General features: G+C 69.2%; 15 protein-coding genes. 5 read left to right on the top strand and 10 right to left on the bottom strand.

The window, feature by feature from the left end; all coding sequences use genetic code 11:
• Nucleotides 1–2: 2 nt before the first annotated feature.
• On the bottom strand, nucleotides 3–878 hold the full coding sequence (locus OG579_RS11770; RefSeq protein WP_045820997.1) for an SMP-30/gluconolactonase/LRE family protein: 876 nt from the start codon (nucleotides 876–878) through the stop codon (nucleotides 3–5).
• Between the two features lie 11 nt (nucleotides 879–889).
• Nucleotides 890–1,555, bottom strand: coding sequence for a TetR/AcrR family transcriptional regulator (locus OG579_RS11765; protein ID WP_045820945.1), 666 nt, complete (start codon nucleotides 1,553–1,555; stop codon nucleotides 890–892).
• A 46-nt stretch (nucleotides 1,556–1,601) separates the two neighbouring features.
• Between OG579_RS11765 and OG579_RS11760 the strand changes: the two genes are divergently transcribed.
• A complete protein-coding gene (locus tag OG579_RS11760) occupies nucleotides 1,602–4,010 on the top strand; it encodes an acetyl-CoA acetyltransferase (protein ID WP_328856076.1) in 2,409 nt (802 codons plus the stop codon).
• Between the two features lie 4 nt (nucleotides 4,011–4,014).
• On the opposite strand, the gene OG579_RS11755 is transcribed toward OG579_RS11760, so the two are convergent.
• Complete coding sequence (locus tag OG579_RS11755) at nucleotides 4,015–4,512, bottom strand: enoyl-CoA hydratase (protein WP_328856075.1); 498 nt, start codon at nucleotides 4,510–4,512, stop codon at nucleotides 4,015–4,017.
• Nucleotides 4,513–4,745: 233 nt separating this feature from the next.
• Here OG579_RS11755 and OG579_RS11750 point away from each other — a divergent pair, with 233 nt between their 5' ends.
• Complete coding sequence (locus OG579_RS11750) at nucleotides 4,746–4,910, top strand: hypothetical protein (RefSeq protein WP_160298489.1); 165 nt, start codon at nucleotides 4,746–4,748, stop codon at nucleotides 4,908–4,910.
• 59 nt (nucleotides 4,911–4,969) lie between these two features.
• On the opposite strand, the gene OG579_RS11745 is transcribed toward OG579_RS11750, so the two are convergent.
• Nucleotides 4,970–5,872 carry an alpha/beta fold hydrolase gene (locus OG579_RS11745; RefSeq protein ID WP_328856074.1) on the bottom strand — a complete coding sequence of 301 codons (903 nt, stop codon included), beginning with the start codon at nucleotides 5,870–5,872 and terminating at the stop codon, nucleotides 4,970–4,972.
• On the bottom strand, nucleotides 5,869–9,258 hold the full coding sequence (gene lysX, locus OG579_RS11740) for a bifunctional lysylphosphatidylglycerol synthetase/lysine--tRNA ligase LysX (RefSeq protein WP_328856073.1): 3,390 nt from the start codon (nucleotides 9,256–9,258) through the stop codon (nucleotides 5,869–5,871). The genes OG579_RS11745 and lysX overlap by 4 nt, the downstream gene beginning before the upstream one ends.
• Before the next feature lie 146 nt (nucleotides 9,259–9,404).
• Between lysX and OG579_RS11735 the strand changes: the two genes are divergently transcribed.
• The 3 genes from OG579_RS11735 to OG579_RS11725 all read left to right on the top strand — a co-directional run bounded on the left by OG579_RS11735 (nucleotide 9,405) and on the right by OG579_RS11725 (nucleotide 11,785).
• Nucleotides 9,405–9,635, top strand: coding sequence for an RNA-binding S4 domain-containing protein (locus tag OG579_RS11735; RefSeq protein ID WP_328856072.1), 231 nt, complete (start codon nucleotides 9,405–9,407; stop codon nucleotides 9,633–9,635).
• 27 nt (nucleotides 9,636–9,662) lie between these two features.
• Nucleotides 9,663–10,139 carry a ribonuclease E activity regulator RraA gene (gene rraA, locus OG579_RS11730; protein WP_045820950.1) on the top strand — a complete coding sequence of 159 codons (477 nt, stop codon included), beginning with the start codon at nucleotides 9,663–9,665 and terminating at the stop codon, nucleotides 10,137–10,139.
• A 92-nt stretch (nucleotides 10,140–10,231) separates the two neighbouring features.
• Nucleotides 10,232–11,785, top strand: a complete 1,554-nt coding sequence (locus OG579_RS11725) for a succinic semialdehyde dehydrogenase (RefSeq protein WP_328856071.1) — start codon at nucleotides 10,232–10,234, stop codon at nucleotides 11,783–11,785.
• 24 nt (nucleotides 11,786–11,809) lie between these two features.
• On the opposite strand, the gene OG579_RS11720 is transcribed toward OG579_RS11725, so the two are convergent.
• The 5 genes from OG579_RS11720 to OG579_RS11700 all read right to left on the bottom strand — a co-directional run bounded on the left by OG579_RS11720 (nucleotide 11,810) and on the right by OG579_RS11700 (nucleotide 15,174).
• On the bottom strand, nucleotides 11,810–12,298 hold the full coding sequence (locus tag OG579_RS11720; RefSeq protein WP_328856070.1) for a hypothetical protein: 489 nt from the start codon (nucleotides 12,296–12,298) through the stop codon (nucleotides 11,810–11,812).
• A 164-nt stretch (nucleotides 12,299–12,462) separates the two neighbouring features.
• Complete coding sequence (locus OG579_RS11715; RefSeq protein ID WP_045820953.1) at nucleotides 12,463–12,993, bottom strand: copper resistance CopC family protein; 531 nt, start codon at nucleotides 12,991–12,993, stop codon at nucleotides 12,463–12,465.
• Nucleotides 12,990–13,694: a YcnI family protein gene (locus tag OG579_RS11710; RefSeq protein WP_328856069.1), complete on the bottom strand. Its 705-nt coding sequence runs from the start codon at nucleotides 13,692–13,694 to the stop codon at nucleotides 12,990–12,992. Before OG579_RS11710 ends, OG579_RS11715 begins: the two co-directional genes overlap by 4 nt.
• A gap of 92 nt (nucleotides 13,695–13,786) precedes the next feature.
• Nucleotides 13,787–14,461, bottom strand: a complete 675-nt coding sequence (locus OG579_RS11705; RefSeq protein ID WP_328856068.1) for a hypothetical protein — start codon at nucleotides 14,459–14,461, stop codon at nucleotides 13,787–13,789.
• Nucleotides 14,462–14,478: 17 nt separating this feature from the next.
• Nucleotides 14,479–15,174, bottom strand: coding sequence for a DUF6474 family protein (locus OG579_RS11700; protein WP_328856067.1), 696 nt, complete (start codon nucleotides 15,172–15,174; stop codon nucleotides 14,479–14,481).
• Nucleotides 15,175–15,214 lie beyond the last annotated feature (40 nt).

The raw sequence follows: 15,214 nt of genomic DNA, 5'->3' as shown, positions 1-15,214 counted from the left end.
GGTCACGAGGGCAGCTGCACCGCCAAGAGCTTGCCGTCGGTGGCGACCTTGCGGGCGTGTTCGTCGAAATCGGGAGCGGCACAGACGAACAAGGTGCGACCGTCCGTTCCTCCGAGGCCGCAGGCGAACACACCGCTGTCAAAGTCGTACTGGTCGATGACGCCGCGGCCCTCGGCCACGCGGGCGACGCGCCCGCCGAGCGCATCGGCGACCAGAAGTGTGCCGTCGGTGTCGAGGCAGCATCCGTCGGGTGCGAGGACGATCTGGCCCATCGCCGCGGCGATGTCGTCCATGTCGGGGAGATCACCGAACACCGCCCAGTCACGGCGCTCGCCGAGCGATCCGTCGTCGGCGATGTCGAAGGCGCTGACCCGGTTGGCGATGGTCTCGTCGACCAGCAGCCGCCCGTCGTCGGCGAGCGCCATCCCGTTCGGGAAATACAGGTCGTCGGCGACGACACGCGCCGAACCGTCGGGTTCGACGAGGACGAGGTGCGTGGATGCGGGCGTCCCGCCGTTCATGAGGTCGAAGCCGAAATTGCCGACGTAGGCGCGGCCGCTCGCGTCGACGAGCATGTCGTTCAGATTCTCCGACACCAGCTCGGAGAGGTCGGCGTGCACGACGAGTTCACCATCGGGTTCGCGCCGGAGGATCGTCTGATCGCGCATCGACACCACCAACAGCCGCCCGTCGGGGAGCCACCCCAGCCCGGACGGCTGGTTCGGGACCTGCGCCTCCACGCGCACGTCGGAGCCGTCGGCGTTCGCCGAGATCACCTGGTGGGTGTAGAAATCCGACACCCATACGCGATCGTCGTGCCAGCGCGGGCACTCGAAGTAGGTGTAGTTCTCGAGGATCACGGTTGCGTCGGTGGTCATACCCGATCCGATCACGGGGACGGCACGGCGTGTGGCGGAATCGCGCCCACGATCGGCGCGACGGTGCGCCGGGCGAAAGCCCGGACCGCTGCTGGATCGGTGAGATCGACCGCGAGCCCCGGCGTCATCAGATACGACAGCCCCAGGTGTACGAGCGCGTCTGCCTGTTCGTCGGGATCGCCGACCGTGATCGAACCGTCCCGGTGCGCTCGGCGAAGATTCGCCGCGACGGCCGACCATGCGAGTCGCAGCGGCGACGGGTCCCCGCCCGACAGGGCGGCGAGCAGCTCGCCCCGGCGTCCACGGTCGGCGAGAAGCGGGTCGTCGTCGAGCGCCAGACAGATCGCGAACCCTTCCACCACCTGGTCGACGGGATCGGTCACCGCGGCGAACCGGTCGACCATCGTGCCGACGACCTGACCGACGAACCGTACGAGTGCGGCCTCGAAGACGTGGTCGCGACTGTCGAACCGGCGGAACACCGTGGCACGACCCACGCCAGCCTCGCGGGCGATCTCCTCGACCGTCGCCTCCCGCGTGCTGCGGCGGCCGAGCACTGCCAGCGCGGCGTCGAGGATGCGGTCGTCGGTGGTGTCGGACGTGGGCAACGCGGGTCCGAAGGCCTGTGTCACGGCGCGGGCGAAGAGATCTCCCAGTGGTGCACCCGGTCGCGTCATGGCTGCGATGATCGCATGCGCCGAGGCCGTGTGAGACTATTCAGTCATGAGTAGTCTCACCGATCTGGATCCATCCACGCCGGTCATCGTGGGGGTGGGTCAGGTGTCCGAGCGGCTCGGCGAGCCCGAATACCGCGCTCGATCCGAAGCCGACCTCGCCGCGGACTCGGTCCGCGCAGCGTTCGACGACACCGGTTGCGCGCGGGACGAGGTGGCGAGCGCCATCGACACCCTCGGAGCCATCCGATCGTTCGAGGTGTCGAGCCCGCTGTCGTCATCGCAGCTGGGACGCCCGGCGAACATGCCGGGCGCCATCGCGCGACGGGTGGGTGTCGATGCCCGACGACTCATCGCCGAGGTCGTCGGCGGGCAGAGTCCGCAGCATCTGCTCACCGAACTCGCCGGTGCGATCGCGGCCGGCGACACCCAGGCCGCGGTGATCGTGGGGGCCGAGGTCATCTCCACGGTCCGTGCGATCACGTCCGACACCGAGGCGACCCGGCCCGATTGGAACGAGCCCAACGACGCGGCTGCCGATGCGCGCCTCGAGGACCGAGGATTCGGACTCCGCGGCATCACCACCGTCGCCGAGGTCCGCCACGGACTGATGGTGCCCGTGCTGCAGTACTCGGTGATCGAGAACGCGCGTCGTGCGCGGCTCGGTACCGATCGCGCAACCTACACACGATCGATGGCCGAGCTGTTCTCGCCGATGACCGCTGTCGCGGCGAAGAATCCGCACGCGGCGTCACCGGTCGAACGCACTGCCGAGGAGATCGCGTCGGTGGACGACTCCAACCGGCAGGTCACCGATCCGTTCCCGCGTCTGATGATCGCGCGCGATCAGGTGAACCAGGCCGCGGCTGTCGTCCTGATGTCGGTGAGTCGCGCCCGCGAGCTCGGGATCCCCTCCGACCGCTGGGTCTTCCTCCACGGGCATGCCGATCTCCGCGAGAAGCGTCTGCTCGACCGGCCCGACATCGGTTCCGCGCCGGCCGCTGCGGCGTCGGTCTCCTCGGCGCTCGAGGTGGCGGGGATCGGTCTCGACGACGTGGCCGCCATGGATCTGTACAGCTGCTTCCCCGTAGCGGTGTCGGCGGTGTGCGACGGCCTCGGTCTGGCACCGGATGACCCGCGCGGCCTCACCGTGACCGGCGGGTTGCCCTACTTCGGCGGGCCCGGCAACAACTATTCGATGCACGCGATCGTCGAGGTCGTCGATCGTGTGCGCGCCGAGCCCGGCTCGTTCGGGCTCGTCGGTGCCAATGGTGGTGTGCTGAGCAAGTATTCGACCGGCATCTACTCGACCACCCCGGCGCCGTGGACGGCGTCCCACAGCGCGCGAGTCCAGGCACGGCTCGATGCCGTCCCCGATGTCGCGATCGTCGATCGTGCCGACGGCCCCGCGGTCATCGAGACGTTCACGGTGTCCTACGGCAAGCGAGGGCCGACGTCGGCGATCGTGATCGGTCGGCTGCTCGACGCCGACGGCGGGCAGGGCGCGCGCTTCATCTCGACCGTGCACCGGTCCGACGAGGCGATGATGGCGCACCTGACCGACACCGACCAGCCGATCGGGACGCGGGTGGTCGCACGGTCGTTCGCCGACGGCAATCGGGTGAGTCTCGATGTCGCAACCATGGATGCGTTGAATCCTGTTCGTGCGAGAGGTTTTCGGGACGATTACAGCGGTGTTCTCGTCCGGCGTGATGGGCACCTGCTGGAGGTCACGATCAACCGGCCGCAGGCGCGCAATGCCCTCGATGCCGCGACGAACGCCGAGCTCGACGAGATCTTCGACGCCTATCTCGCCGATCCCGATCTGTGGGTCGCGATCCTGACCGGTGCGGGCGACAAGGCGTTCTCGTCGGGCAACGATCTCGCGGCGACGGCGTCGGGCGCGATGTTCTCGGTGCCCAAGAACGGGTTCGCCGGGTTGACCAGCCGCCCCGATCTCACCAAGCCCGTGATCGCGGCGGTCAACGGCCACGCGCTCGGCGGCGGGTTCGAGATCGCGCTCGCCTGCCACATGATCGTGGCCGACGAGCGCGCGACGTTCTCGCTACCGGAGGTGAAGGTCGGGCTCGCGGCGCTGGCCGGCGGGCTGGTGCGACTGCCCCGTCTGCTCGGGCGGTCGATCGCGATGGAGATGATCCTGACCGGACGTCGCATGCCCGCCGCCGAGGCCCTCGAGCGCGGCGTGGCCTGCCGCGTCGCACCCGAGGGCACCGTGATGGACGCCGCCCGCGAACTGGCGTCGGAGGTTCTCGCGTCCTCGCCGACGTCGGTGCGCGCCTCACTGATCGGCATCACCGAGACCCAGGGCATCAGCGATCCCGTTGTCGCGGCGGCTCATCCGACGACGGCGATGGACGAACTCATCATCAGCCAGGACACCATCGAAGGTGTCACCGCCTTCGTCGAGAAGCGCGCCCCTGTGTGGCGGGGTCGTTAGGACCCTAGGGCGCGACGTAGTAGTAACCGGAGCCGTAACCCTGGAAGACCCGTACCGGGCTGTTCGCCGCATACGGCACCAGGCCGAGTTGGACCAGGCCCGACCCGGTTGCGATGTCATGGGTGGCCTTCTCGCCGCGCTTGGTACCGAACACGACGGGGAAGAAGTCCTCCCGGTTGAAAGCTATTGCGCTCGTGAAGTTGGTCCCGATCAGGAGCTTGCACTTGGGATTCTTCGCCCAGCCGACGCCGTTGCCGGTGAAACCGAAGGAGGTCAGCGTGACGCGGGTGACTCCACGTTTCGGAGAGCTGAGGCGAACGTTGAAGGCGCCGCGACAGAAGTCGTGGTCGCCGAATGCGCCGATGTTGTCGCTGTACACCGACAACTTGGGGATGTCCTTCGGTGGTGCGGCAGATGCGGGAGCTGCAGCCAGCGCACCTCCGGTGAGGGCGGCAGCGGTGACCGCGACGGCGGCGACGAGTGAGCGAAAGCGCGTACGCATGGTGATTGGATCTCCCCGAGGATGTGGTCGACGCCCCGTCGGCGTCGAGAACGTCGTCAACCTACCGTACGAACGTTCTGCGTCGGCGTGCTGCCCGGTGGTTATCCACAGGCCGAACGTCAGAGTCGCGCGTGTCTTAGGTCACATTTCGATAGTCACATGAGTAACATCTGTCACACCGGTGCTCGGGTCGACGGGTGTCGGACCTCTCGGAACCAGGGATGTGATCCTTCGTGAAGCTCACCACGAACATTCATCACGGACGTACTGCCCGACCCACCCACATTTTCGCGGGACGCCCCGGCGGCCTGTTCACCCGGCACCGTCTGGCCCGTCGGTGGCCCGAGGACGGCGAGCGCATGGTCACCGCGGCCGACATGCGCGCATTCGGTCTCTGACGCAGCCGCAGGTCGAATCCACTGCCCACTTGCGGTCTTTACGTGCCCAACCGGCGGGTTTACGTGCCCAACTGGCGGGGCGGGGTGGGGAGATGCCCGGCGCGGCGGGCGAGGCGCTGGATGTAGAACGCCGTGTCGGCCGGATGCTGGGCGACGACGAGGTGATTCGCCGGGCTGATCTCCTCGTACACGCCACCGAGGATCTGCGCATAACGCTGGTGTCGCCACCGCCACCAGCGCAGCCACAGCCCCGCCGCCGGTAGTGCGGCGAGCACGGTCACCGCCGCACGCACCGTTCCGCCGTCGCGCCGGCGCAGGTCGATGAGATCCATGTTGATGGAGGGGAACGCTGCGTTCTCGACGAGGGTGGCCCGCAACATGTCCGACCGGCTGAACACCTGACGGACCCAGAAACGTTGCGCCGCTGTGTAACCGGTCGGAGGGGTGGGGAAGACCGAATCGTGCGCCGCGGCGCCGAGCAGCTGCGGCAGTCGGAGGAGGTCGGCCACGGCCACCGCGCGGTGACAGTTGCGCACGCGCAGAGCAGTCGGCAGCACGCGCCACGGGAACATCACGAACGTGCCGTCGATCATGAGCACACCGGCCGTGCGATCGGGGTGTTCGCGGGCGAACGCCTCGGCGTACATCGACGACATCGAGTGCGCGGCGATCAGCACGGGTTCCTCGATCGCGAGGGCGTCGAGGACGCTCGCGATCCTTCCGACCTCGCCGCCCAACGTGGGCCACGTGTCGCGGGGGAGTGCCTCGCTGGCGCCGTACCCGGGCCGGTCGAAACGGATGACCGTGAACGACGGCGACAGCGCGAGTGCGAGCTGATCGAGATCGAACCAGTTGCTGCCCAACGCCGCCAGCAACACCACAGGCGGGCCGGAGCCCTCGATGATCACATGCGTGGAGCGACCGTCGACGTCGATCAGCTGCCCGGGCAGCTCCTCGGTCACCGGGGTTTGGCCAACGGGAAGGCGAGGGTCTCGCGGATCGACTTGCCGGTCAGCAGCATGACCACGCGGTCGACGCCGATCCCCAGACCCCCGGTCGGCGGCATCGCGTACTCGAGGGCGTCGAGGAAGTCCTCGTCGACCTCCATGGCCTCACGGTCGCCCCCGGCCGCGCGGTCGGACTGTGCGGTGAGGCGCGCCCGTTGCTCCACGGGGTCGGTGAGTTCGCTGTAGGCCGTGCCCAGTTCGACACCCCAGGCGACGAGATCCCATCGCTGCGCCACCTCGGGGCGGTCGGGATCCGAGCGCGTCAGCGGCGACACCGACGTGGGGAAATCGACGTAGAACGTCGGCATGGTGGTCCGATCCTCGACGAGGTGCTCGTAGAGCTCGAGCACCAGCTGACCCGCATCCCACTCGGGTCGGTGGAGTATCGCCAGACTGTCACAGATCTCGCGCAGCCGAGCCGCATCGGTGTCCGGGGTGACCGGTGCACCCGCCGCGTCCGACACCGCGCCGTGCACCGTCCGGATCGGCCAGTCGCCGGAGATGTCGACCGCCGTCATCGCGCCATCGGGGCCGGGCCGCATGGCGACGGCCGCACCGTGGGCCGCGATGGCCGCGGCCTGGATCAGTGAACGGGTCAGATGCAGCATCGTCATGTGGTCGCCGTGCGCGAGATAGGCCTCGAGACTGGTGAACTCGGGATTGTGCGTGCTGTCGACGCCCTCGTTGCGGAAGTTGCGACCGATCTCGAAGACCCGCTCGATCCCGCCGACGCACAGTCTCTTCAGGTAGAGCTCCGGCGCGATGCGCAGGTAGAGGTCGAGGTCGTAGGCGTTGATGTGCGTACGGAACGGCTCGGCGTTCGCCCCGCCGTGCACCCGCTGCAGGATGGGTGTCTCCACCTCGAGGAAGCCCTGGGCGACGAGGTGGTCACGGATGGCCCGCACGGCCAGGGCCCGCGTGCGCAGAGCGTCGGCCGCCGAGGGGTCGACGGCGAGCTCGACGTGTCGTAGCCGTACCCGGGCTTCGGGGTCGGTGAGGCCACTCCACTTGTCCGGCAACGGGTGCAGGCATTTGCCGAGCATCGTCCAGTCGTCGGCCAGCACCGACTCCTCGCCCGACCGGCTGCGCCCTCGACGTCCACGCACCGACACCAGATCGCCGAGATCGACGAACTCGGCGAATCGGTGGGCGACTCCCGCGTGCTCGCCGGCGTCGAACAGGACCTGCATCGATCCCGATGCATCGCGGACGTCGGCGAAGATCACGCCACCGAGATTGCGGGCCCGCAGGATTCGGCCGGCGATCTCGACCGGCAGACCCGGCTCGGCGGCCAGCGCGGCGGCCACGGTGTGACTCGGCGGGCGGGCGGCCGGATAGGCGTCCACTCCGGTCGCGGTGAGAGCGGCGAGCTTGGCCATCCGCACCCGGACCTGCTCGGGCCGACGGGGTCCCGTCACCGACGCCTCTGCCGCAGCGTGGATCTCGTCGATGACGGTGTCGATGTCGAGTCCGGCGGGGATGGCCGGGGTGGTCCCGACGTGACGTCGTGACCCCATCCGGGTCCGGCGGATGTGGGGCATCGTGACGAAACCCTCGGTGACGATCGCGGCGATGCCGGCGCGCAGGATGAACCGCGCGTCCTCGCTGCACAGGAACCGCGGGGCCCACTGCGGCAGGTACTTGGCGTTCGAGCGGTACAGCGATTCCATCTGGACGAACCGGGAGGCGAAGGTGAGCACGCCGTGCGCCCCCTTCATCACCGGTCCGGCACCGATCTCTCCACCGCGTTCGAACACCGACCGGAACGCCGCGAAGTTCAGCGATATCCGGGTGACGCCGAATTCCCCTGCACGCAGGGCGAACTCGGTCACCATCGCCTCCACCACGCCGTTCACGGCATCACGGTCGCGGCGCATCAGGTCGAGGGATGCGCCGGTGCGACCCCAGGGCACGAACGACAGCATCCCGACGACCTCATCGGCCGGGTCCGTCTCGTCACCGGCGATCACGGCCTCGACGAGCAGGCACCGATCGTCGTGTCGATCACCGAGTCGACTCAGGGCCATGGCGAAGCCCCGCTCGTCCTCGGTGTCGCGCCACCGGTCGGCGCGGTCGATGACCGCGGCCATCTCGTCCTCGGTGAGGTCGCCGTGGTGCCGGATCCGCACGGTGACACCGGCGCGACGGGTGCGGGTGACGGCCTGTCGCACACCGCGCATGTCGGGCCCGTGGATGCGGTAGGTGCGGGCGTCGACCACCGCCTCGTCGCCGATGTTGAGCGCCGTCATGCCCGCCGCGGCGTAGGCGGTCGCGCCGCGTTCGCTGGCGCCCATCGCGGCGGGATGCCAGCCGTATCGGTCGCAGAGGGTGAAGAACTCGGCGATGGCGTCGGGCCAGAACCGCGGATCGCCGATGGGGTCGCCCGAGGCCAGGCCGACACCGACCTCGACGCGATAGGTGATGGCGGCGTGGCCGTTCGGCGCGAACACGACTGCCTTGTCCCGGCGGGTGGAGAAGTACGCCAGCGAGTCGTCGTCGTTGTAGGCGGTGATCAGCGCGCGGATCAGACGCTCGTCGGGAGGGGTCATCAGTCCAGCTAGCCGCTGCGAACGGAACAGCACGACGGCGGCGGCGATGAGCGCGAGCGCACCGAGCAGACCGAGGAGTGAGTTGATGACGGTGTAGGTGTGGTTGCCGTCGAAGGTGCGCGTGCCGACCGACGCGAAGGTCACGACCCGGTTGAAGGCGTAGGGCAGGCGCTGCTCGGATTCGAGATCGCGGGGAAACGCCTCGACCAGGCCCCACCCGACCAGGGTCGCGGCCACCAACCCGCCCGCCAGGACGGCGAGCGCGGTGAGCAGTGCGCCACGACGTACCCGTGTGTAGAACTGCCGATACCGCAGGATCAGGTAACCGAGGACGACGATGTCGATGGCGAGACCGATCGCGACACCTACGCGACCGGCCGTGGACACCTCGTACTCCCGGGCGATCGACGGGACGAGATAGATGCTGTTGGTGCCGGCGAACAGCACGATGTAGCCGACCGTCAGCCACCACGCGACGCGCTTGCGTGCCGAGAGTGCGACGGAGAGCAATACGAGCACGAAGGCCCACGCGAAGCTGGTGTCGGGCGCGGAGATGACGTAGGTGTCGATCCAGTCCCGGGGCACCGCGACGATGTGGCGGACGGTGACCGAGATGCTGCTGACGACGGCGAAGGCGGCCAGGACGCCGACGACGCGGCCCGCGAACCGGGGTGCTCGTCCGCCGTTGCCCGACGGGGTGCGGATGCGCTCGAGGATCCGTGCGGATCGCTCGACCGGATCGCGCCGTTCGACCGGGTCGAGACGCTTCTCGGCCGAAGCGGTGGCGGTCATCGCAGGCGACCCCCCTCTCCCGGCCTCGCGTGCCCTCGACGTCGCGCGTCCCACGGTGTCGGTGTCACAGTGGGGCAGGTGACATGGTGTCACCTGTACACCTGTGTCGTCATCGGGTGTGGGTGACGGTCGACGAGGAGCGTGGCATGACAGATGTGTCCGGCGAGGTCGAGATCGCCGACGACTCGATCCGACTGGGCCAGTTCCTCAAACTGGCGAACCTGATCGAGAGCGGCGCCGAGGCCAAGACGGTGATCGCCGACGGGGAGGTCACCGTCAATGGCGAGGTCGAGACGCGACGGGGTCGGCAGCTCGTGGTCGGCGACGTCGTCGCCGCCGGTGGCATCGCCCTGCGTGTGGCCGGCCCTGTCACGTGAGCTGATCCGCACCTAAGCTGATCCTCCGTGAGCGAATCGACTTTCCAGGCCACCGCCGACCTCGTCGACGAGATCGGCGCCGACGTCCGTAGCTGCGACACCCAGTTCCGCCAGTTCGGCGGTCGTCGTGAGTTCTCCGGACCGGTCCGCACCGTGCGCTGCCATGAGGACAACGCGCTCCTCAAATCGGTGTTGGGGACGCCGGGTGACGGCGCGGTCCTCGTCGTCGACGGTGGCGCATCGGTGCACACGGCGCTCGTGGGCGACCTGATCGCCGAGCTGGGGCGCTCGAACGGATGGGCCGGCGTCATCGTGCACGGCGCCATCCGCGACTCCGCCGTCATCGGCGGGATGGACTTCGGTTGCAAGGCGCTGGGTACCAATCCCCGCAAATCCACCAAGACCGGTGCGGGCGAAGCCGATGTCGATGTCGCCTTCGGCGGCGTCACGTTCCGAGTCGGCGATGTCGTACACAGCGACGACGACGGCATCGTGGTCGTCTAGCCACATCAGCTCTGGGCGGGGCGCGAGCCACCGCCTACACTGACAACATTGTGTGTCAGATCGGCACACCGCTTGCGAGGAGAAGAGCCCCGATGGCGAGACCGGACACCGCGACCTTCGACCGTCTTCGTCGACTGGTCGCCATCGACCAGTACGACGCCCGACCCGTGCGGTCGGTGCTCGAGGCCTACACCGGCACCGAGATGACGACCATCCCGATCGGCACCGCCGAGGACCTCGAGGTGGCCGTGCGTCGCGCCCGCGCCGCGCAGGCCCGCTGGGCCGCGACGTCGCCGAAGGAGCGCGCAGACCTCCTGCTGCGCTTCGCCGCGCTGGTCTTCGACCGCCGCATCGAGCTCATGGACATGGCCCAGGCCGAGACCGGCAAGGCCCGGTCGTACGCCCAGGAAGAGGTCATGGACGTCGCGCTCACCGCGCGGCACTACGCCAAGACCGGCCCGAAGACGTTGGCCGCCAAGAAGGTCAAGGGCATGATCCCCGGCGCCACCGACGTGCGGGTGCGCTACCAGCCGAAGGGTGTCATCGGCGTCATCTCGCCGTGGAACTACCCGGTCACCCTCGCCGCGTCGGACGCCGTCGCCGCGCTCATGGCGGGCAACGCCGTGGTGATCAAGCCCGACAGCCAGACCCCGTACTGCGCGCTCGCGGTCGCCGAACTGCTCTACGAGGCCGGCCTCGAACCCGAACTGTTCGCCGTGGTGCCCGGCCCCGGCGGTGTCGTGGGGCAGGCGCTGGTGAAGACCGCCGACTACCTCATGTTCACCGGTTCCTCGGCCACCGGCGCCACGCTGGCCGAGCAGGCCGGCAGCCGCCTGATCGGCTTCTCTGCCGAACTCGGCGGCAAGAACCCGATGATCGTGACCTCGGGCGCCAACGTCGACAAGGCCGTCGAGGGCGCCGCCCGCGCCTGCTACTCGAACTCCGGCCAGCTGTGCATCTCCATCGAGCGCCTGTACGTCGAGAAGCCGGTGGCCGACGAGTTCACCCGCAAGTTCGCCGCCAAGGTCGCCTCGATGAAGGTGGCGCCGGCCTACGACTTCGATGCCGACATGGGCTCACTCGCCTCGCAGGCCCAGATCGACGTCATCGACGCCCACGTCAAAGACGCGACCGCGAAGGGCGCCACCGTGCTCGCCGGCGGCAAGAAGCTCGACGAACTGGGGCCGTTCTTCTACGCCCCGACCGTGCTCAAGGGCGTCAACGAGCACATGGAGTGCTTCGCGACCGAGACCTTCGGCCCGCTGGTGTCGGTGTACGAGGTCGACTCGGTCGACGAGGCGATCAAGCTCGCCAACGACACCGATTACGGCCTCAACGCCAGCGTCTTCGCCGGCAGCACCGGCCAGGCGCGGGACATCGGCGCTCAGCTGCGCGTCGGCACCGTCAACGTGAACGAGGGATACGCCGCCGCGTGGGGCTCCACCGCGGCACCGATGGGCGGCATGGGGGTCTCCGGTGTCGGGCGTCGCCACGGCACCGAGGGTCTGCTCAAGTACACCGAGCCGCAGACCATCGCCACACAGCGCGTGATCGGTATCGACGGCATCCGCGGTGTCCCGCGCAAGCTGTTCCTCAAGCTGGTGCCGACCTCGATGAAGCTGCTGAGGTTCCTGCCCGGTCGCTGACCCGACCGTGTGAGTCGTCCCCGCTCAGCCGCGGCGGCGGCGTCGGCGACGCCGGCGCCGCAGGGCCACGGCGACACCGACCACACCCACTGCGACCACATACGGCACGGGGTTGATCGGATCCTGTGTCGACAGCGCGGTCGGTGCGGTACGCCGCAGTTGCGTGAAGCGAGCGGTCTCGTCCCCCGCGTCGGGCGCCGACACAGCGGGTGTCGGCAGCGCAGGCGGTGGTGTCTGCTCGGGCGTCGAAACCGGTGGGGTCGGCGGGGTGTCGTGAGGGGATGACTTCGGCGGCGCCTTCTTGGCCGGTGTCCGGCTTCCGGGCGACGTCGACGCGCGTTTCGCCGGGGCCTTCTTGGCGGGGGCTTTCTTCGCCGCCGCTTTCTTCGCGGGCGCCTTCTTGGCCGCCACCTTCTTGGCCGGGGCTTTTTTCGCCGGGGCCTTCTTGGCAGGTGTCTTCTTCGCCGGTGTCTTCTCGGGTTCGTCGGGGGTGCCGGCGGCCGGTTCGGTCATCGTCGAATGCTCCCTGCTGCGCGATGGTGTGGGTGGGGGGTGCCTCACGTTGGTGATCATCATGCCGAAATGGACGGGTGCGGCGCGCGTCCTTGGTGACCCTCACAACCGACGATGCAGTGCGCCGGGTTCCGGCGCACCGCATCTGTTGTCACATCTGTCGGTCAGGTACGCGCGCGTCGTCGCACCACGAACGTCGTGGCGACGCCGACGACCACCACCACGACGACCACGTAGACCCACACCGGGATCCCCGAGTCGTCGGAGGAGTCCGAACCGTCCGCCGAGGGACCGGGCGTACCGGTACCCGCGGTGGTCAGCGTGAACGGCACCTGCCCCGAGACGGGGTGACCGTCGGCGGAGGTGACACGGTAGTTGATGCGGTACTCACCTGCAGGACCCAGTGGGCGCAGCGCGATGCTGATCCGCTGCCCGACGACCTGTGCATCACCCTGCTGCCAGAAGTTCTGGTCGGGTCCCACCACGGTCAGGGTGTCGTAGGAGTCCTGCAGCGCCTCGTTGAAGGTGAGCGTCACGCGTTGCGGGCCCGCCGACACCGACGCACCGCGCGCCGGGTCCGAGGACACCAGCGAGGAGTGCGCCGAGGCCGGCCCGGCGAACGCGATAGACGCCAGCACGACGAGGAACGCGGCGAGCGCGCCCCCGACGAGCCGCCGCGCGACGGACGAGGTCATGCCCGTCGCCGGAACGCGACACCGGCTGCGGCGAGACCGATCACGCCCACGACCAGGCCCGCGCCGCCGAGCCAGCGCGCGGTGGTGTCGGTGTCCGAGGACTCCTCGCCACCGGCAGCGGTGCCCGACCCGTGGTGGTCGTCGGACTTCGCCGCCAACTCGATCTCGGGTGCGGGATGTTCGGGCTCGGAGCCGTCGGCGTTGGGGGCCTGGTTCCAGTCGACCCGCTCACCGTCGGAATAGGTCTGCACCGCGGGGAACGTGACCGACTCCTTCTCGGGCAGCGGACCGGCGCTGAGCACGAACCGCTGGAACTGCCCGGGCGCCACACCGGTCGCCCCGGGGGTGGTGGTCCACGTGACCGAGGTGGCCTCGTCGGTGGTGGGGTCCTTGGTCACCGCGGCCTGCCATCCCGGGATCGCCTCCGGTCGAGCCGATTTCAGGTTCGGGAGGGTGATGGTCAGGCTGGTCGTGGTGGTGTTCGTGTCGGTCTCGTTCGGCACGTTGAACGTGATGACGCCGTAGCCGCCCTGCGCGAGACCGGGGGAGGTGGCGGTCACGTGCGCCGAGGCGGCGGCCGGTGCGAGCGCCGCACCCAGACCGAGGGTGGCGACGGTCGCGACGAGGGCGACCGGGACCCGACCGCGAATACGAGATCCGGGCCGGCGAGATCGAGGCCGGGAGATGTGATGAATGGTCATGACTGAGATGGATCCTCACTGAGAAGAGATGTGGGTGTGCCGCCTGCGACGGCTCTCATGCCGGCAGGCGGTGCGATGCCCTGTGGGCGGTGTCAGGCGAACGTGCCGACGACCGGAGGGCCGCGGGTCCCGGCGCCCGCGGCGCGATCGATGCGGCGGGCGATGACGAGCAGCGTGACCGTGACGACGGTCGAGACGCTCTGCGCGAGTGCGGTGATGGGTGTCGTGAGGGCTGCGACGACGACGGTCGCCATCCCGGACACGGCGCCGGCGAGGGCGACGAGCACGACGCACAGGGGGATGGCCACCAGGTGCGTCAGCAGCATGAGCAGGCCGTCGGCCGACCCGGGGTGGGCGAGTACGGCGAGATGATCGAGCAGCATCGACGATCCGCCGCCGGCCGAACCGTGTGCCGCGTGACCGGCGCCGCCCATCATCTCGCCGGACGGCATCACGTGGTGATGCCCCGGGGAGTCGGGCGGGGACGCCATACCCGAGGACATCGCGCCGGAGTGCGACATCCCCATCGAAAGGGCGAGGTGGGCGACCGCCTGACCGGCGGAGAGGACCAGGAGCAGCCCGAGACGACCGCAGTGCGGTCCGGCGAAGATGCCGGCGACGACACCGACGAGCAGCGCGGCACCGACACCCAGCGGGCCGGGGGCGGAACCGGAGGCGATCGCGTGGGCGGCGACGGCGAGTGCGGGGATCAGCGCCGCGACCGCGGCCCCCCGGACCGACACGACGCCGGCGACACGAGCGCTCACGGCGCGGCGATCACCGCTCAGGGACGCACCCCGAGGCGGGCCAGCAGATCGGCGTTGATGGCGGTCAGTTCGGTCGAGATCGCCTTGTGTGCGGCACGACGGCGCGGGGCCGGCATGTGCTCGGCCGCCTCGGTCGCCGCGGTCAGGTCGGTGAGCCGCGACTGCATCGTCGAGACGAAGGTCTTCGTCTCCGCGTCGTTGTCACGCGTCCCCGCGAGCGTCGACAGCGACCGGTTGGCCCCGGCGATCTGTGCCGACAGTGTGGCGCCGTGGCCGCTGTACTGGTTGATCTCGTCGACGGGGACGCCGACGCGCTCGGCCTGGTAGCGGGTGAGCTGCTCGCGGGCGAGCACCGATCCGCGGTAGGCCAGCGGCACCACGATGGGGGAGGCGACCTTCGCGATCGACAGGTAGCGCTTGACCTTGCGCGGGGTCAGCGAGGTGCCTGCGGCGGCGGCGTCGGCCTTCGCCTTGGCCACCTTCACGCTCGCCTTGTTCGTGTCGGTGACGGCCTTCACCACGGCCTTGTCGGACTTGCGCTGGGCGCGCAGCGTCTTCTTGGTGAGCTTCGCCTCCTGGCGCCTGCGCGCCTTGCGATCCCGGTCCACTCCGCGTGAATCGAGGCGTGCCTCCAACTTCGCCTTGGCCTTGAGGGCCTTGGCCTGGGCTTTCCTCTGCGCGCGCGTGCTGCGTCTCGAGGTGAACAGACCCATGAATCGGATCCTCCCGGTTGAAGAAATGTCTCGGCACTAC

Source organism: Williamsia herbipolensis, from assembly GCF_036153515.1.
In the GTDB taxonomy this organism is placed as follows: Bacteria; Actinomycetota; Actinomycetes; order Mycobacteriales; family Mycobacteriaceae; genus Williamsia_A; species Williamsia_A herbipolensis.
The sequence above is the reverse complement of the archived record's forward strand: the minus strand, read 5'-3'. Positions and strand labels throughout refer to the sequence as shown.